The 16,219-nt window shown below is 59.2% G+C and carries 18 protein-coding genes, 1 tRNA gene and 1 riboswitch; of the genes, 9 read left to right on the top strand and 10 right to left on the bottom strand.

Translation table 11 applies throughout. The annotated features are described in order from the left end of the window. Window position 1: 1 nt before the first annotated feature. On the bottom strand, window positions 2-1,840 hold the full coding sequence (gene thiC / locus LY631_RS17175; protein WP_274426908.1) for a phosphomethylpyrimidine synthase ThiC: 1,839 nt from the start codon (window positions 1,838-1,840) through the stop codon (window positions 2-4). Between the two features lie 144 nt (window positions 1,841-1,984). Next, window positions 1,985-2,107, bottom strand: a riboswitch (TPP riboswitch). Window positions 2,108-2,241: 134 nt separating this feature from the next. Here thiC and LY631_RS17180 point away from each other — a divergent pair. After that, window positions 2,242-2,448, top strand: a complete 207-nt coding sequence (locus LY631_RS17180) for a sugar phosphorylase (protein WP_274426820.1) — start codon at window positions 2,242-2,244, stop codon at window positions 2,446-2,448. Between the two features lie 21 nt (window positions 2,449-2,469). On the opposite strand, the gene LY631_RS17185 is transcribed toward LY631_RS17180, so the two are convergent. Beyond that, window positions 2,470-2,766, bottom strand: coding sequence for a hypothetical protein (locus tag LY631_RS17185; RefSeq protein WP_274426821.1), 297 nt, complete (start codon window positions 2,764-2,766; stop codon window positions 2,470-2,472). A 178-nt stretch (window positions 2,767-2,944) separates the two neighbouring features. Between LY631_RS17185 and LY631_RS17190 the strand changes: the two genes are divergently transcribed. Together LY631_RS17190 and LY631_RS17195 are read left to right on the top strand one after the other, a co-directional pair. Continuing rightward, window positions 2,945-3,019: transfer RNA gene (locus LY631_RS17190), tRNA-Asn, on the top strand. A gap of 407 nt (window positions 3,020-3,426) precedes the next feature. After that, complete coding sequence (locus LY631_RS17195; RefSeq protein ID WP_274426822.1) at window positions 3,427-3,801, top strand: hypothetical protein; 375 nt, start codon at window positions 3,427-3,429, stop codon at window positions 3,799-3,801. Window positions 3,802-3,921: 120 nt separating this feature from the next. Here LY631_RS17195 and LY631_RS17200 read toward each other — a convergent pair whose 3' ends face one another. Continuing rightward, window positions 3,922-4,368: a c-type cytochrome gene (locus LY631_RS17200; protein ID WP_274426823.1), complete on the bottom strand. Its 447-nt coding sequence runs from the start codon at window positions 4,366-4,368 to the stop codon at window positions 3,922-3,924. A gap of 16 nt (window positions 4,369-4,384) precedes the next feature. Continuing rightward, window positions 4,385-5,980 (bottom strand): FAD-dependent oxidoreductase, encoded by a 1,596-nt coding sequence (locus tag LY631_RS17205; protein WP_274426824.1) that lies wholly within the window; start codon window positions 5,978-5,980, stop codon window positions 4,385-4,387. 308 nt (window positions 5,981-6,288) lie between these two features. Between LY631_RS17205 and LY631_RS17210 the strand changes: the two genes are divergently transcribed. The 5 genes from LY631_RS17210 (at window position 6,289) to ttcA (ending at window position 11,709) form a co-directional block, all read left to right on the top strand. Beyond that, window positions 6,289-6,963, top strand: coding sequence for a protein-L-isoaspartate O-methyltransferase family protein (locus LY631_RS17210; protein ID WP_274426825.1), 675 nt, complete (start codon window positions 6,289-6,291; stop codon window positions 6,961-6,963). A gap of 155 nt (window positions 6,964-7,118) precedes the next feature. Then, window positions 7,119-8,489 carry a TolC family outer membrane protein gene (locus LY631_RS17215; protein WP_445082904.1) on the top strand — a complete coding sequence of 457 codons (1,371 nt, stop codon included), beginning with the start codon at window positions 7,119-7,121 and terminating at the stop codon, window positions 8,487-8,489. A 516-nt stretch (window positions 8,490-9,005) separates the two neighbouring features. Further along, complete coding sequence (locus tag LY631_RS17220; protein WP_274426826.1) at window positions 9,006-9,686, top strand: PopZ family protein; 681 nt, start codon at window positions 9,006-9,008, stop codon at window positions 9,684-9,686. A 461-nt stretch (window positions 9,687-10,147) separates the two neighbouring features. After that, on the top strand, window positions 10,148-10,765 hold the full coding sequence (rpsD, locus tag LY631_RS17225) for a 30S ribosomal protein S4 (RefSeq protein WP_274426827.1): 618 nt from the start codon (window positions 10,148-10,150) through the stop codon (window positions 10,763-10,765). Window positions 10,766-10,842: 77 nt separating this feature from the next. Further along, a complete protein-coding gene (ttcA, locus tag LY631_RS17230; protein WP_274426828.1) occupies window positions 10,843-11,709 on the top strand; it encodes a tRNA 2-thiocytidine(32) synthetase TtcA in 867 nt (288 codons plus the stop codon). On the opposite strand, the gene LY631_RS17235 is transcribed toward ttcA, so the two are convergent. Both LY631_RS17235 and grxD read right to left on the bottom strand, forming a co-directional pair. Next, window positions 11,693-12,940 (bottom strand): multidrug effflux MFS transporter, encoded by a 1,248-nt coding sequence (locus tag LY631_RS17235; RefSeq protein WP_274426829.1) that lies wholly within the window; start codon window positions 12,938-12,940, stop codon window positions 11,693-11,695. The two genes, ttcA and LY631_RS17235, sit on opposite strands and share 17 nt — an antisense overlap. Before the next feature lie 195 nt (window positions 12,941-13,135). Then, window positions 13,136-13,471: a Grx4 family monothiol glutaredoxin gene (grxD, locus tag LY631_RS17240; protein WP_274426830.1), complete on the bottom strand. Its 336-nt coding sequence runs from the start codon at window positions 13,469-13,471 to the stop codon at window positions 13,136-13,138. A 144-nt stretch (window positions 13,472-13,615) separates the two neighbouring features. Between grxD and LY631_RS17245 the strand changes: the two genes are divergently transcribed. Next, window positions 13,616-14,224, top strand: coding sequence for a GNAT family N-acetyltransferase (locus LY631_RS17245; protein ID WP_274426831.1), 609 nt, complete (start codon window positions 13,616-13,618; stop codon window positions 14,222-14,224). Window positions 14,225-14,284: 60 nt separating this feature from the next. Here the strand turns inward: LY631_RS17245 and LY631_RS17250 are convergent, their stop codons facing one another. The 4 genes from LY631_RS17250 to LY631_RS17265 form a co-directional block, all read right to left on the bottom strand. Next, on the bottom strand, window positions 14,285-14,587 hold the full coding sequence (locus LY631_RS17250) for a DUF982 domain-containing protein (protein WP_274426832.1): 303 nt from the start codon (window positions 14,585-14,587) through the stop codon (window positions 14,285-14,287). Between the two features lie 79 nt (window positions 14,588-14,666). Next, a complete protein-coding gene (locus LY631_RS17255) occupies window positions 14,667-15,170 on the bottom strand; it encodes an Hsp20/alpha crystallin family protein (RefSeq protein ID WP_274426833.1) in 504 nt (167 codons plus the stop codon). 299 nt (window positions 15,171-15,469) lie between these two features. Next, window positions 15,470-15,901 carry a GNAT family N-acetyltransferase gene (locus tag LY631_RS17260; protein ID WP_274426834.1) on the bottom strand — a complete coding sequence of 144 codons (432 nt, stop codon included), beginning with the start codon at window positions 15,899-15,901 and terminating at the stop codon, window positions 15,470-15,472. Between the two features lie 66 nt (window positions 15,902-15,967). Next, window positions 15,968-16,201 (bottom strand): BolA family protein, encoded by a 234-nt coding sequence (locus tag LY631_RS17265; protein ID WP_274426835.1) that lies wholly within the window; start codon window positions 16,199-16,201, stop codon window positions 15,968-15,970. Between the last annotated feature and the right edge of the window lie 18 nt (window positions 16,202-16,219).

The raw sequence follows: 16,219 nt of genomic DNA on the forward strand, positions 1-16,219 counted from the left end.
GTCACTCTCCCGGTTTCGCCGAGGAATCGGCCTCCGACGCGGCAGCCTCCTCCACCGGCACATAGAGCCCGCTACCCTCGCGGTATTTCTCCGCCATGGCCTCCATACCCTCCTTCTGCGCCTCGGCGCGGATGTCGTGGGAAATCTTCATGGAGCAGAATTTGGGGCCGCACATTGAGCAGAAATGGGCGACCTTGTGCGCCTCCTTGGGCAACGTCTCGTCATGCATGGAGCGCGCCGTCTCGGGATCGAGCGAGAGGTTGAACTGATCCTCCCAGCGGAACTCGAATCGCGCACGCGAAAGAGCATCGTCGCGGATCTTTGCGGCCGGGTGCCCCTTGGCGAGATCGGCGGCGTGAGCGGCGATCTTGTAGGTGATGACGCCGGTCTTCACGTCGTCGCGGTCGGGCAAGCCCAGATGCTCCTTCGGCGTCACGTAGCAGAGCATCGCCGTGCCAAACCAGCCGATCATAGCTGCGCCGATGCCGGAGGTGATGTGGTCGTAGCCCGGTGCGATGTCGGTCGTGAGCGGCCCGAGCGTGTAGAACGGCGCCTCGCCACAGACTTCCAACTGCTTGTCCATGTTGTGCTTGATCTTGTGCATGGGGACGTGGCCGGGCCCCTCGATCATCACCTGGCAGTCCTTCGCCCAGGCGATCTTGGTCAACTCTCCCAGCGTTTCCAATTCAGCAAATTGTGCCGCGTCGTTGGCGTCGGCGATGGAGCCGGGGCGCAGGCCGTCGCCCAGCGAGAAGGAGACATCATAGGCTCGGCAGATGTCGCAGATCTCCTCAAAATGCTCGTAGAGGAAGCTTTCCTTGTGGTGGTGCAGGCACCATTTGGCCATGATCGACCCGCCTCGGGAGACGATGCCGGTCACCCGGTCGACCGTCAGCGGGACGTAGTGCAGCCGCACGCCGGCATGAATGGTGAAATAGTCCACGCCCTGCTCGGCCTGCTCGATCAGCGTGTCGCGATAAACCTCCCAGGTGAGGTCCTCGGCGACGCCGTTCACCTTCTCCAGCGCCTGATAGATCGGCACCGTACCAATGGGTACGGGCGAATTGCGGATGATCCATTCGCGAATGTTGTGGATGTTGCGCCCGGTCGAGAGGTCCATCACCGTGTCCGCACCCCAGCGCGTGGCCCAGACCATTTTGTCCACCTCCTGGGCCATGGATGAGGTAACGGCGGAATTGCCGATATTGGCGTTGATCTTGGTGAGGAAGTTGCGGCCGATGATCATCGGCTCGGTTTCGGGATGGTTGATGTTGGCCGGGATGATGGCGCGCCCGCGGGCCACCTCCTCGCGCACGAATTCCGGGGTCACATGGTCCGGGATAGAGGCGCCGAAGCTTTCGCCGTCGCGTTCCAACTCCTCTGCCAGCACTTCGCGGCCGAGATTTTCGCGGATGGCAATGAACTCCATCTCCGGCGTTATGATGCCGGCGCGCGCATAGGCAATCTGCGTGACGGCTTTGCCGTCTTTGGCGCGAAATGGGCGGCTGCGCGCGGGGAACTCTGGGGTCAGCCGCTCGCCGCTTACGAAGCCGTTGTCTTCCGGTTTGACGTGGCGGCCGTCATAGCGCTCCACGTCGCCGCGCGCCTCGATCCAGGTTTCGCGCAGGCGCGGCAGGCCGTGGTCGATGGAGATCTCGACAGACGGATCGGTGTAGGGGCCGGAGGGGTCATAGACGTTGACCGGCGGCTCGCCAGCCGTGGGGTGCACGGCGATCTCGCGCATCGGCACGGCGACGCCGGAATGAAGTTTTCCGGGTTTATAGATTTTCCGCGAAGCGGGCAGGGGACCAACGGTCACCGTCGGTGTGATGGCATCCATCATGAGACTCCTTTGCGTATCTCGGCAAGGCGAGGAAAGCCCTGCCGGCATTGGAGACCCAGTTCTGTGCCGGGGAAGAATGAGCGCGCCGACCCGTGCAGAAGATATTGGCTTCTGCATGCAAGGAAATATGTGAGACGTGTCCGGTCAAGCGCTGCACCGTCCCTACGCCAGTATGAACTGGATCAGGTTCTTAGGGTCACTGCGCTGCGCCTTGCGGCACCAGCAGTATCTCAGTTCCTTGTCGGAACCCCCCTGGTGAAAGTGTGCAGGGTGATGACAGGAGGGACGGATGTCAAGGGCAATCGGAAGACCACCGCCCGCCGGCTCCGCATCCGTATATCGCGAGATTGTGGGAACCGTGGGTGTTTCCGATGGTTCGGGCTGCGAAGGAGGCCCCTATGACCGTTGGCGAAGTTTTGGAACAATTAAAAGACCTACCACCCGACACGCTCCTTTGCGTTGCCGAAATTGATGAGGCATTTGCGGTGAACGTTGCGTCGGTGGAGATCGTAGAAGACGCAAAAGCGCAGAGTCGACAGGCCAGCGGCCGGGAGGCCGTCGAGCTTGGCCATGGCGACGACCAGGTGGTTGTGATCCGCTGGTGAACGCGGACCAGGGCAGGCCTGTCAGGCGTTGTTGCCGGATGTCTTTTTCTGCCTGCGGCGCCACCAGACCTCGAGACGGCGGCGCAGACGCCGGATCGTGGCAATATCATAGGACAGGATGAGAAGCCCGACGGGGATCATCCAGAAGCCAAGGATGGGCAGGAACCCGAACAGGCCGAGAAGAGCCAGCAAACTGCCGCTCAGTATACGCACTAGCCTCGTCCGCGGGATGGGTACGCGCCGTTGCCCAATGGCGATGGAGGGGCGCGGTCGGCTGTCGCCCGCATTTGGCGTTTCATTGTCGCTACGTTGTTTCATACAGGAAATTCGCTCTCGAAAGCGCCGCCGCTTGCAAGGCAGCGAATGATCTCCCATATGTATCGGCACGGCGGTAATTGCGAGCCTCTGTTTGGCAAATGGTGAAAAAATTCCCGAAATTTGCTTTGCAAACCGAGAGTGCTTTGCTATAGGCACGTCCACGCCCGAGCACAGGTATTCCCCGGTAGCTCAGCGGTAGAGCAACCGGCTGTTAACCGGTTGGTCGCTGGTTCGAATCCGGCCCGGGGAGCCAGTTTTCCTTTTGGTATCGAAGTGACATCCGCCCGCCTTGCTCGCGAAGTAGGGCGCGTTTCTGTTTTTCGGAATCTGATTGATAGCGCGGAGACTCGCGGACTGCAGATGCGCCGAGTGTCTTATTCACGAGTGCCCGAAGGCAAGAAAGAATCCTAGAAATTCAGGCGCCAAGAAAAGTTAAAAAGAAAAGCATGAATGCAATCTGCGATTTATCACTAAGGTGAAAAACACAACCGCAAGCTTTATTCTTATGCACTTCCGTGGAACACTCGCGCTCGTTCGACCGGGTAGATGGTCGGGCCGGTGCAAGTAATCAAGCGGAGAACTTCAATGCGTGTTATTTCCCATACCCGTCTTACGGTACTTACTTTGGTTTGTAGCGCTGCTCTCGCCGGGAGCGCTGCGATGGCACAGACGACGTCTTCTGACAGCAGCATGCAAAATCAGATCAATCCTTCGTCGGATCAGTCGAAGAGCGTCTTTGACAGTCTCCGCGGGCTTGCCACGCAGTCCTCGTCCAGCTTCATGAACCCGTCGGTTGGGGACACTGTTCCCGACGACGTAGAACTGCAACCGATGCCTAATGCCGCCGCGGATGCACTTCCCGCCGCCAAGGACCATCATGTTGCAAAAACCGACGATGACACGGCCATCATCGCCCATCCTGAAACCCGCAAGGTGCTGGGTGTGATCTCGGGCAGCGACACCACAGCAAGCACCGGCGGCGATTCGGACGCCTCGACCGCCGGCTCGGACACGGATTCCGACTCTAACAACTGAATTTCTACGGGTTAGTGAACCGGCAGATCAGCGTTTCACTCGATCATGATCCATAATGTCATCTGCCCGAAGGACTTGAAGTCTTCGGGCAGATGGACATCGTTTCGGCGAAACAGCCGCTCAGCGATAGGTAGCCACGTCTTCCGCCGTCGCATCTCCCTCAAAATCGTTTCCGAGTTCGGACCGGATGAAATTGACCAGCGCCGCCACCTGCTCATCGTCATAGTATTGCCCGAAGGCAGGCATGGCACGTTGTCCGTGGATGATGACGTAGGCGGGATAGGCCGGGTCCTCGAGCATCGGATTGCCGCTCAGGGCAGGGTATTCGCCCGCACCCACTGCGCCCTCTCCCTCAGGCATGTGGCATCCCTGGCAAGCTGACCGGTAGAGGGCCTCACCGTCTTCATAGACGAAACGCTCGGGATCGGCGAAGGACTCCGTCGGTGCTTGTTCCTCCATAGCTTGCTCTTGCGCCTGCGGATCGGAATCCTCCTGCGCAATCGCCCCGATAGTGGTGCCGAGGGCGAACAGAGCCCCGATGGACACCAGTTGCATTGGATATCGCATGGCCAGATTCCTCGAATTACTCGTTCATGACCCGCTCGTGGAGCCGTGTAATGGCGTCGAGCGATGACAGGATCGCGCCCTCCATCCAGGCGGGGATATATGAAATATGTTCGCCGGCCATGAGCACGCGCCCGTCGAAGTCGGCCGCTGTCGGGTAGTGCTCCTCGCGCGTTTCCTCGGTCCAAACGCCGTAGCAACCAAGCGTCCAGGGCACACGATGCCAGCCAACGGCGATCCCGTTCTCGAACTCGTCATTGTATTGCGGATGGATACGCGCGCCCTGCTCCACGGCCAGGCGCACACGCTCCTCGGGCGCCATTGAGGTGAATTCGTAGGCGTACGGCCCCCAGGAGTATCCGCCCAGAAGAACACCCTTTCCGCCGCTGTTGAAATCCGTCGACGGGTAGCCGATCAACGAAATGGGGAGATTCGTGTAGCTGATGCCACCGAAAATGGCTTCATCTTCTTCCCAGAAACGCCGCCGCATCTGGAGCCCGAATTTGACCGATGCCGCATAAGGCAGTGCGGCGATGGCGTTGTTCATGGGACCGGAGAAATTGTTCTCGATCTGGCTGAGGATGGAGAAGGGGATCGTGCAAATGCACCAGTCGGCGGTGGCCGTTTCGGTTTCACCTTCATCGTTCGAATCGGTGTATGTGACCGTCACCCCGTCTTCGCTCTGGTTGATCTCGATCACCTTGGTATTGAAGCGGATCAGGTCTTCGAGTTCCCGCTGGAAAGCCTGACCGATCATGTCCATTCCGCCCACCGGCTGGAACATCGGCATCTGGAACTCGTAGAGGTTCCCCGTGGACAGGTACTGCCACAGGTGTGAACTTAGAAGATCGGACGTGCCGATCGGGGCGGACGGCTCTGGAACGCCCGTAAGTCCACCCCCGGGATCGCGCCCGAAACCGCGGAATTCACTTGTGTGCTCGCTCTCGACATATCGTAAGTCGCTGTCGAGGGCGCCCCATTCCCGCAGCGATTCAAGGAGGAGTTCTCGGTCCTCGCCCGTAACGTCCTCATCAAGAGCGTTCTGGTTCACCGCCTTGGACAGAAGTTCGGCGACGTTTCCGCGAAAATCGCTGTTGATGTGGCGGAAACGCTGCGGCTCGCCTCCGAAGGCGTCCATCGAGTGAAGATAAGCGTTGTGGTTCACCTGGACGAAGGGTTCCAGACGGACGCCAAGCCGTTTGCAGTAATCGAGCACGGCATGGTGGTGATAAGGAATGCGCCAGGGGCCAGGATTGAGATAGTGGCCCTCGTCGAACTCGACGTTCTGGGTGAAGCCGCCGAGCTCGGTATAGGTGTCGCCACCGCGCAGGGTCCAGTTTCTACCGCCGGCCTTTTCGCGATACTCGAGTACCTGCACGTTGTAGCCCGCCTGGCGTAGTTCCAGGGCGGCGACCATTCCGGCCAGCCCGGCCCCGAGAATCAGCACCGACGCGCCGTTTGGATCGCCATCCAGGTTGATGGGTCCCTGGTAAGGGGATTCCTGCGCAACACCGAGGGTCGTCATAGCCTGGTACATGGCCGCACTTCCGGCCGCGGTGCCGATCATGGCCAGCAATTGCCGACGGCTCATGCTCGGCTTAGAAAAATCAGACATTGCTTCCGTCCGTTGTTTTGCCCTTCACAAGCGCAGCTCTTCGGGCGCTGCCCTGCAGACGAAACAACCGGAGTTGCGCGATGTTCCATCGAAACTGCCGATCTTTGCGGACGAATTTTACGGTGCGTGAATGTCGTCAGCCTGTTTTTGACATGGCCCTGCGAGCGCATCTGCTTTATTGACGCTCGTATCATTTTTTGCCAAACCTCCGCCGACATCTTCAGGTCATGGGTTGGCCTCCTTCGACAGTCGGGTGGGACTTCCATGTCGTATGCGCGCCTGGCGCGCGATTAACGGGAACCAAGGTGATGAACGCCGATTTCGCCGTGCAGCGCGCCACGATGATCGAGGGGCAGCTGCGTACGCAGGATGTGAACAGCGTGCCGCTTCTCGAGGCAATGCGCGAAGTTCCGCGCGAGGTGTTTGTGCCGGGGCGGCGCAAGAGCCTGGCTTATATGGATGAGGATCTGGAGGTCTCGGCTCCTGCCGGCGGTAAACCGGCGCGCTATCTCATGGAGCCGGCCCAGTTCGGAAAACTGGTCCAGCTCGCGGGTGTAAAGCCGTCGGACCTCGTTCTCGACATCGGCTGCGCCACCGGGTATTCCACCGCTGTTCTCTCCAAGATCGCCAGCTTCGTCGTGGCGCTGGAATGCGATCCGCAATTGGCCGAGTTTGCCGGATCCACACTTTCCGATCTGGATTGCGTCAATGTTTCCGTCGTGACCGGGCCGCTGGAGCAGGGACATTCGGACGAAGCGCCGTACGACGTGATCTTCATCGGTGGTGCGGTGGAAGAAATTCCGGAAACTCTACTCGATCAGCTTTCGGAAGGTGGCCGACTGGTCGCAGTTGTCGGCCACGGCAACGCGGCAAGAGCACATCTCTACCTCAAGGAAGATGGTATCATCTCCTCGCGCACGGCCTTCAATGCCGCAGTCAAGCCGCTTCCGGGATTCAAGAAGGAGATCGGCTTCGTTTTCTGATACGTATGGAGGGGATTGTTGCGCATCCGCAACGGTTTTGATCGTCGATATGCTGTAACGTTCGGTACTCAGAATCGACAGCGGTTTGAGCATCGCGGTCGTAGCCCTGTGGCGAAGACGGGGACGGAAGTGTCTACACCAAGGTGAGGTGGGTCGTGAAGTTTATGCGAAGCCGTGTACTGGCAGCTTTGACGCTTTCAGCCCTTGTCTTTGCGCCGGCTTCGGTCAGCGCCGAGACGATAATGGGTGCGCTTGCCAAGGCATATCAGAATAACCCAAGCTTGAATGCCTCGCGCGCCGGCGTGCGGGTTACCGACGAAGATGTTGCGATCGCCAAGTCTGGCATGCGGCCACGGATATCTGCTTCAGGCTCATATCAGTTGGAGCGCCGGGGCGGGAACGAGATACGTACCGGGCAGTTCGGGCTTTCTCTGGAACAGCCGATCTTTGATGGTTTCCAGACGCGCAACAATGTGAGCGCCGCGGAATCGCGTGTGCGCGCGGCGGTGGCAAGCCTACGCAATGATGAGCTGAATACGCTTTTTGATGCGGCAAGCGCCTATATGGACGTCATTCGCGACCGGCGGATTGCTGCGCTGACGGCTGAGAACCTGGAATTTTTGGAAGAGCAGGTGCGCTCCTCGCGTTCGCGCCTTGAAGTGGGTGAGGGCACGCGGACGGATGTTGCCCAGGCCGAGTCACGCCAGCAGGCGGCTCTGGCCCAGCTCTCGGCCGCTCGAGCGCAGGCGGAAGCAAGCGCCGCAACCTATCGGCAGGTGGTCGGGGAGGATCCCGGATCCTTGAGAATGGCTGATCCGGTCACCAATCTCCTGCCGTCGAGCCTTAACCAGAGTTTGGCGATCGCCTTGTCGGAACACCCGGTCATCGCCGCGAGGGAGCATCAGGTCGATGCGGCTGCGTTTTCGGTGAAATCCGCAGAGGGGAGCCTTCTGCCAAATGTCAGCGCGAGCGCAAGCGTGCAGAGTACGGATACGCAGTACAGTGGGCTTCCTACAGCTGGTACCGAGGGAACGACGAACTCGGCGCGCGTCGGCTTGAGTCTTAATGTCCCAATCTATCAGGGCGGACAGGCCTCTGCGACCGTCCGCCAATCCAAGGAGTCGCTGGGCCAGGCCCGCATCAATGTAGATGTCAGCCGCGATCAGGTTCGCCAGGCGGTAGCTTCTGCCTGGACGCAGTATGAAGCCGCCAGACAATCGGCAGCGGCGAACCGGGAGGTGGTCGAGGCTGCCGAACTCGCGCTCAGCGGTGTCATCGAGGAGCGCGATGTCGGGCAACGGACCACGCTCGATGTCCTTAACGCGCAGGCTGATGTCATCACGGCGCAGATCGATCTCGTAACCGCGCAGCACAACGTCGTTGTCGCGAGCTACGCGATTCTCTCGGCCATGGGGCGTCTTACGGCCGATCGCCTTGGCCTGCAGGTTGCTACCTACGATCCTCAGGAGCATTACAATGCGGTCAAGGACAAGTGGTTCGGGCTACGGACGCCGGACGGCCGGTAAGCGCCTCGTACGGCAGCAATCAGGAACTGTTGGATCGTAGCAGCAGGACTGATTGACCGCTAAGCCGATTCTCGTCTCACGATTTCCAACCCGACATCGAATGTGGAGCATTCAACTGCCGGGCTCCTAAGGCGAGAAAGAAATGATGTGAAGCGGGCGCGAGGCCGAAGCCGATGAATCTTGCCAAGGCGCAGGCGGCCGGTGACCTGCACATCATTTGGGTGGGCGGACTGACCGAGCGTTGGCACCAGCTTCTATGCTGTCTCGGTACGGGGCTTCACCTCTCCTTGCACCAGAGTGCATGCATGCATTCAGCGAATGGCGCAAAGCACGCCAAGTCGTGTGATTGTTACAGTTCGTCCGCCGCAATGATTCGTAATCTTGTGTGAAAGCGATAATTTTCGGATCTGGGGATTCTCACCCGCCTATCGCTTCGTTACGCTAACACCATGATTCGTCTTGATTGCCTGATCAGCGAACGGCAATCGGGGTAGTGGAAAGGCGAAAGCGGCGAAAATGGCACAGGCTAGCAGCATACAGCGTGAACCCTCGATGGAGGAGATCCTGGCGTCGATCCGGCGCATCATCGAGGACAACGACACTGGCGCAAAGGATGCGGAGTCTGATCCGGCCAGCGCGGCTCCTTCCGCGGAACCTTCCGGTGAAGCGGAGGCGTTCCGCCCCGAGTTGAAACCGGTTCCAGAGACACCGGCCGAAAGTGCCGAGCCGGAGACCCCCACGGAGTCCCATGTTTCCCGGAAGAGCACGGAAAACTACAATGACTGGCCGATGGGAGAGCCGCGGGTTAACGACGACGTTCTCATGGAGTCCCTCGCTGCGGCCGATGCACACCCCCAGGGGAATTTCGCAAGCTCCAGTCCCTTCAATCTAGACCGCCCGGAACGCCGTGCCTCCGAGACTGAGGAGAGTCTTGCCGCCGCCATGGCAGCAAACACGGAAACAAAGGGCGAGACTGGCACCAGTCAGGCTATCGTTTCGGAAGCCTCGGGCCGGCAGGTCGCCGCTGCGTTTCAGGAACTCAACGAGGCCCTGCAGGCAAACCGGCGCAAAAGCCTTGACCAAATGGCGGAGGAGATGCTCCGGCCCATGCTTCAGGAGTGGCTCGACAACAACCTGCCGCGCCTTGTGGAGCGACTGGTACGCGAAGAAATTGAGCGGATAGCCCGCGGCGAGTAATCGCTTCCGCTGCGGCATCGCCATGTGGGGTGTACCCTCCACCGATGCTGACCCAAACGGCCAAGCGGAGGGCACCGTTGGCGGTGCTGCTGTTTCTCGCTACCAGGTTCTCGGCGTTGCGTGGTTCCGCAGCGCCCGGCCCATTGATCTACCTGGGTTTGTCGATCTAACAGGCGTGGCGTTGGCATGCTGCGATCGCGATCCCTTGGCCAAGTAAGATTTAGAGCGGTATTCAAGGCTGACATACTATCGAAAACGCGTTGACTTTCCGCCACACCTCACATAGGTAGCACCTCAGCGCGATAGCTGAGTTGCTGTCGCGCTTTTTGACGTGTCCCGTGGAAATCGCGCGAAGCGTGCGCGGATTTCCTGTCAGGTCTCGAAAACGGAGGCCAGAGGAGGGCGCGTTTCCTTTGCCCGGAACGTGAGGTTTCGGGTGCAATTGTTTGAAAGGGAATGCGATGAGCAAACGCCATTCTGCTAAGTATAAACTCGATCGCCGCATGGGCGAGAATATCTGGGGCCGGCCGAAGTCGCCGGTGAACCGCCGTGAATACGGCCCCGGCCAGCACGGTCAGCGCCGCAAGGGCAAGCTTTCCGACTTCGGTCAGCAGCTCCGCGCCAAGCAGAAGCTGAAGGGCCATTACGGCGATATTTCCGAGAAGCAGTTTCGCCGTCTTTATGAAGAAGCCAACCGCCGGAAGGGCGAGACGACGGAGAACCTCGTCGGGCTTCTGGAATCGCGCCTTGATGCCGTCGTCTATCGGGCCAAGTTCGCGCCGACGCCTTTCGCCGCGCGGCAGTTCGTCAACCACGGCCATGTCAACGTGAATGGCCGTCGGGTGAATATCCCGTCCTACCGTTGTAAGCCGGGGGACGTGGTCGAAGTTCGCGAAAAATCCAAGCAGCTCGTTATTGTGCTCGAGTCGGTTCAACTGGCCGAGCGCGACGTGCCGGAGTACATCGAGGTCGACCACAACAAGATGGTAGCGACATATATCCGCGTGCCGGCGCTAGCCGACGTGCCTTACGCGGTTCAGATGGAGCCGAACCTGGTTATCGAGTACTACTCGCGCTAATCGATTTCGCATTGTTTGAAAAAGGCCGCCTCGTGCGGCCTTTTTCTTTGGCTCCGGCGGCGCTATGAGGAGGTATGATGACGATCCATCAAACGCCTGACCACGAAGCGCCGGCGGGTGAAGCCTTGCACCAGCTGTTCGCTGATGCTCCATCCTCCCTGGAGTTCAACAAGCTGCGCAAGCGGCTGTTGCGCCAGACGCGCCAGGCCATGGAAGAGTATTCGATGGTTGCGCCAGGAGAACGTTGGCTCGTGGCACTGTCGGGTGGCAAGGACTCTTATGGCCTGCTTGCCATCCTTCTTGATCTGAAATGGCGCGGGCTTCTGCCCTTGGAACTGCTGGCCTGCAATCTCGATCAGGGGCAGCCGAATTTCCCAAAACATATCCTGCCGGAATTCCTCAGCAAGCTTGGTGTGCCGCACCGTATCGAGTATCGGGACACTTACTCGGTGGTGACGGAAAAGATTCCGGAAAGCCGCACCTATTGCTCTTTGTGCTCGCGTTTGCGGCGCGGGCACCTATACCGCATCGCCAGGGAGGAGGGGTGCTCGGCGCTTGTTTTAGGGCACCATCGCGACGATATTCTCGAGACCTTTTTCATGAATCTTTTCCATGGCGGCCGTCTGGCTTCGATGCCGCCGAAACTCGTCAATGATGACGGAGACGTCATGGTGTTGCGGCCCCTGAGTTTCTGTGCGGAAGAGGATCTTGCGAAATTTGCCGAAGCGATGCGCTTTCCGATCATCCCCTGTGATCTATGCGGCAGTCAGGATGGCCTTCAGCGAAACGCGATGAAAGCCATGCTGGCCGACATCGAAAAGCGGATGCCGGGCCGAAAGGACACGATGATCCGGGCGCTCGCCAATGTTCGCCCCTCTCATTTGCTCGACGGGAAGCTTTTCGATTTCGCTTCTCTAGCAGTGGAACCTAGCTCGGCGGATTGACTGTCTGGAACAGCCGTCCCCGTTCGGCGATCAGCACGAGTATGAGACTGATCACCGACACGCTGAAATAACCGGTGGCAAGCGGTGTCAGCGTTCCGTCGAAAGCTTGCCCGATCATTGCTCCGAACAGTCCGCCGCCAAGCGTCGTCATGAAGCCCAGGACGGCGGCCGCTGTTCCGGCCACGTGCCCGAGCGGCTCCATCGCGATGGAGTTGAAGTTGGGGCCGATCCACCCGAACTGGAACATAGATAGGGCAAACAGCAGGAAAAACAGCGGGAAAGACACCGGGCCGGCAAGCGCAACAGCCAGCCATATACCATTGACCAGACAAAAACCGATGAGCGCCCCGTGCGAGAGTCGCCGCATCCCGAGGCGGCCGACGAGGCGCGAATTGGTGAAGGATGAAAGTGCCATCAGCCCAGCGCCGATCGCGAAGAGAAGCGGAAACCACTCACCCATGTCATAGATTTCGACGTAGATCTGCTGGGCGGAATTGATGAAGCCGAAAAGCGCCCCGAAGATTGCTGTCGTCGCGAGCGCATAGCAAAACGCGATGCGGTTTGTGACGACATAGCGAAAGCTCTCGGTGACGACCTTCAGCGAGAGCATGCGCCTGTTTTCCGGGGCAAGAGTTTCGGGCAGGCGGAAAAGCGACCAGACCGTGACAATGGAAGCCATCGCGGCCATCAGAACGAAAATCTCCGGCCAGCTTCCAAAGACCATAACCGCTTGGCCCAGGCTGGGGGCAATGACAGGGATGATCATGAAGACCATCATGACCATGGACATGACTTCGGCCATTTGCCGCCCGCCGAACACGTCGCGAATAGCAGAAATCGCGACCACCCGCGTTGCGGCAGCGCCGACCCCCTGGAGGAAGCGCAGTAACAGAAGAACGGTGAAGCTCGGTGTGAACGCCGCCGCCAGCGCGGCTCCGACGTAGACGACCAGCCCGAAGAGCAACGGGCCGCGCCGCCCAAAGCGGTCGCTGATGGGGCCGTAGAAGAGCTGCGCGCCTCCGAAGCCGACGACATAAGCTGTAATGACGAACTGCCGGTGATTTTCATCGGCGACGTTCAAGGCAGCACCGATCTGCTGCAAGGCAGGCAGCATGATGTCGATGGCCATGGCGTTGAGCGCCATCAAGCCGGCTGCAAGACCGATGAATTCAGCCTTGCCGAGGCGCATGGGTGATCGGGCCGGCTCTTCCTGCGAAGCGGAATCGTCCATGCAAACCTCCTGCTGGCGCACGCGGAGAGACGCGTGCCTGCGAAACAAAAGCATACCCGTTCCCTCGGAAGAGGATGGAGCAGGGCACGCACTATATGCGTGCGCTAATCAGATTAACGCACGATGAAAATGAAAACCGTTCTTGTCATTCCAAAACGTTACCGGGATACGATTAATCCGGTAGGGCTTTTCCGATCAGGCGGCGCCGCGCGCGCTCACGCCCTTTTCCGCGAGGAACGACTGAAGTTCCCCCGCTTGGAACATCTCGCGGATGATGTCGCATCCGCCCACGAATTCGCCCTTTACGTAGAGCTGCGGAATGGTCGGCCAATTGGAATAATCTTTGATGCCCTGCCTCAGCTCGTCGGAGGTGAGGACGTTCACGCCCTTATAGTCGACACCCAGGTAATCGAGGATCTGTACGACCTGGCCGGAGAAGCCGCACTGGGGAAAGCCCGGCGTGCCCTTCAGGAAGAGCACAACATCGTTCGCCTTCACCTCGTTATCGATGAATTCGTTGATTCCGCTCATCGCGTCGTCCTTTCATCACCGGTTGACCCGGCGCTTGCCATGCTTTGCCCATATCTATTGCACCATACGGCTCAACGCAATGCGCCGGGGTGGATTCTCTCTCCCCGGAAGGCGGTGGGACAAGCCAGTGGCGGTCGGATACGCGTGGATCACGTGATTGATTCTCATCATCTTTTCGTCTATCTGCCGGTGCGGTCAGCAGAAGGAGTTTTATGCGCAGGGGCTGAAAATCGGAAATCCTGCAAATGCAGGCGGGCCCGCAAGGGTCCTTCACCCGATTCCATTATTTTATCGGAGACAATCATGTCAGCCGAAAATTCTCTGCGCATCCGCCGCCTGGAAGCGGTGGATACCGACCGCCTTGTCGAGATCTGGTTTGAAGCTTCGTGCCAAGCCCATCATTTTCTGCCGCTCGAAATGCTCGAGCAGCAACGCGATCTGATCCGAAAGGTCTATTTGCCTCGGGCGGAAACTTGGGTTGCTGTTTGCAAGGGCAAGCCGGCAGGCTTCGTCAGCCTGCTTGATTGCCATATTGGCGGGCTTTTCATCGATCCTGCAATGCAGGGCAGCGGGATCGGCAGGCGTCTGGTCGATCACGCGTCGAGGGACCGATCGCCGCTGACGGTCGAGGTATACGAGGAGAACGCGCCGGCACTGGCGTTTTACAAACACCTGGATTTCGTTGCGGTGGGCCGTCGCCCTCTGGACGACAACGGGTTGCCTCATCCTTTAATCAGGATGAAACGCGGCTGAACGTCCCGGATGTAGCCGGACACGCGAGAGGCCTCCGCCGGGCCTCTCGCATAAAGGTGGTTAAGCCATCGTCGGCTGGCTGACCGTCGGACCGTGTCGAGCCGCTATGACAGGATCGCTCTCGGGCATGAGAATGCCGTGCTTGCGTGCGAAGGCGAGGAAAGGCTTGCGCGCCGTGTCGGCTTCGATCTCACCGCGGAATGCGGCGCGGCATGCATTCGCCGCTATGGTGTATGCGGCGTCGCGCTTGTGTTGCGGCCACTCGCAAAGAAGTCCATACGCCGCCGCCACAGAGTCGATGCGCGCGGGAAAGCTCAGGCCGACAACCACCGAGACAGGTTCGCTAAACACTAGATTATTCATCTTCCTCTCCAGGTTAAAGCGGAGGCCGACCGCCTGGGAAGGCGGTACGGCCAAGTGCAGAATCCGGCTCACACGGACTTCAGCTCTTTTCATTGATGGCGATACGCTTCGCCTTGCTTCGCGCCTTCTCCATCTTCGGCAGGCTGATGGTCAGAACGCCGTTCTTGAAACTCGCGGAGACTTTATCTTCGTCGATCTCCGTGCCGAGCGCGATGCGTCGCTCAAAACGTCCGTAAAAACGCTCGCTGAATTGCCGGTCCTTGTCTTCAGTTTCGGTTTTCTTTTCGCCGCGCAAAACCAGCGTATCGTCGTTGAGCAGGACTTCTACATCGTTCTCGTTGAGGCCGGGAAGCTCGGCGGAAACCCGAATCTCACTGTCGGTTTCGCTGGCCTCGACGCTGGGCCAGGAAGTCCAGCCCGACATGTTTCCGAACGTGGCAGGTGCATCGAAGCTCCTGAACACGTCCTCGAACAGCCGGTTCATTTCCCGGTGCAAGGTTAGGAAGGGATTGTCGTTGTCCCGATAAGGGGCAGGAGCCCTTTGGGCAGTACGGCTCCAAGGGATAAGGTCACGCATATACATTGTCTCGCCTCCATCTCTCGTGTGACATCCAAAAGCCAGAATTCACGCTGCCTGCGAGCAGCGGCAGCTCTCAAGAAATTGCTTAGGGAAAGCCGGTCAGGCCCAAGTTCGACCGCTGAAGAGATGGTTTGGCAATTGTTTTCATAACCACATCCTCCATTGAGCAACATGGATACGAGGAGCGCCAATCGACTGGCGCCCGGGGCCGGTCCCTCTCGGCGACCGGCACCTGAAAATTGGGAATTGAACATGCGGCTTTCAAGACGCGCAGAGGCGCCGTAGCGCGCTGAACAGCCGGATCACAATCCTGAAGGAGAGCCGAGTTCTTTGCTCATCCGATAGTAGGCACTGCCGTCCCAGGCGCGCTCTTCCGAAATCACGCTGTAGCCGCTCCTTCGATAAAAACCCGCGGCGTAGAGGATCACATTGGCCTGGATCGTCGGGACGCTGGTGCGCTTCTGAAAATCATTTTCTGCGTGAGATAGCACGGTGCTGCCGATGCCCATTCCAGTCATCGCCGGCTTAACGTAGACATGTCTGATGTGCTCTCGATGCCAGCCTGCACAGGCAACGATGACGCTGCCAGTTTCGGCAACGAACAGGCTGCCGTTTTCGATCATGGCGAGTGCTTCTGCCGCATCGAAGTTTTCGAGAAGGTTGTCGACCTCCTCCGCCGAGTAGTGTGCCGGGGCAAAGTGCGCAAAAGTTTCGCGCCGGACACGCTCGATCATGACGAGATCGCCTTTGCCGGCGGGTCGGATGTTCATCGACACAAGCGGATCGGCTCGTGGTAAACTTTATTCCGGCACGCTCGTCTGCAAGGCCAAGGCGTGCAGTGCGCCGCCCATCTCGCCTTTCAGGGCGTCATAGACCATCTGGTGCTGCTGCACGCGGGTCTTTCCCCGAAAACTTTCGGAGACAACTTCGGCGGCATAGTGGTCGCCATCACCGGCGAGATCGCGAATGGTCACTTTCGCGTCGGGAATGGCTTCCCTGATCAGGCGTTCGATATCACCGGCGCTCATTGCCATCGAGTAATCTCCCCTTGG

This window comes from Chelativorans sp. YIM 93263, assembly GCF_028767125.1.
Taxonomy (GTDB): Bacteria; Pseudomonadota; Alphaproteobacteria; order Rhizobiales; family Rhizobiaceae; genus Chelativorans.

What these genes read in the sequence shown, in the direction of transcription:
- LY631_RS17210 (WP_274426825.1), top strand. Translation starts at nt 6,289, where the DNA reads ATGAACGCCGATTTCGCCGTGCAGCGCGCCACGATGATCGAGGGGCAG.
- grxD (WP_274426830.1), bottom strand. Translation starts at nt 13,471, where the DNA reads ATGAGCGGAATCAACGAATTCATCGATAACGAGGTGAAGGCGAACGAT.
- ttcA (WP_274426828.1), top strand. Translation starts at nt 10,843, where the DNA reads ATGACGATCCATCAAACGCCTGACCACGAAGCGCCGGCGGGTGAAGCC.
- thiC (WP_274426908.1), bottom strand. Translation starts at nt 1,840, where the DNA reads ATGGATGCCATCACACCGACGGTGACCGTTGGTCCCCTGCCCGCTTCG.
- LY631_RS17255 (WP_274426833.1), bottom strand. Translation starts at nt 15,170, where the DNA reads ATGTATATGCGTGACCTTATCCCTTGGAGCCGTACTGCCCAAAGGGCT.
- LY631_RS17205 (WP_274426824.1), bottom strand. Translation starts at nt 5,980, where the DNA reads ATGTCTGATTTTTCTAAGCCGAGCATGAGCCGTCGGCAATTGCTGGCC.
- LY631_RS17200 (WP_274426823.1), bottom strand. Translation starts at nt 4,368, where the DNA reads ATGCGATATCCAATGCAACTGGTGTCCATCGGGGCTCTGTTCGCCCTC.
- LY631_RS17180 (WP_274426820.1), top strand. Translation starts at nt 2,242, where the DNA reads ATGACCGTTGGCGAAGTTTTGGAACAATTAAAAGACCTACCACCCGAC.
- LY631_RS17195 (WP_274426822.1), top strand. Translation starts at nt 3,427, where the DNA reads ATGGCACAGACGACGTCTTCTGACAGCAGCATGCAAAATCAGATCAAT.
- LY631_RS17220 (WP_274426826.1), top strand. Translation starts at nt 9,006, where the DNA reads ATGGCACAGGCTAGCAGCATACAGCGTGAACCCTCGATGGAGGAGATC.
- LY631_RS17250 (WP_274426832.1), bottom strand. Translation starts at nt 14,587, where the DNA reads ATGAATAATCTAGTGTTTAGCGAACCTGTCTCGGTGGTTGTCGGCCTG.
- LY631_RS17260 (WP_274426834.1), bottom strand. Translation starts at nt 15,901, where the DNA reads ATGATCGAGCGTGTCCGGCGCGAAACTTTTGCGCACTTTGCCCCGGCA.
- rpsD (WP_274426827.1), top strand. Translation starts at nt 10,148, where the DNA reads ATGAGCAAACGCCATTCTGCTAAGTATAAACTCGATCGCCGCATGGGC.
- LY631_RS17235 (WP_274426829.1), bottom strand. Translation starts at nt 12,940, where the DNA reads ATGGACGATTCCGCTTCGCAGGAAGAGCCGGCCCGATCACCCATGCGC.
- LY631_RS17265 (WP_274426835.1), bottom strand. Translation starts at nt 16,201, where the DNA reads ATGGCAATGAGCGCCGGTGATATCGAACGCCTGATCAGGGAAGCCATT.
- LY631_RS17185 (WP_274426821.1), bottom strand. Translation starts at nt 2,766, where the DNA reads ATGAAACAACGTAGCGACAATGAAACGCCAAATGCGGGCGACAGCCGA.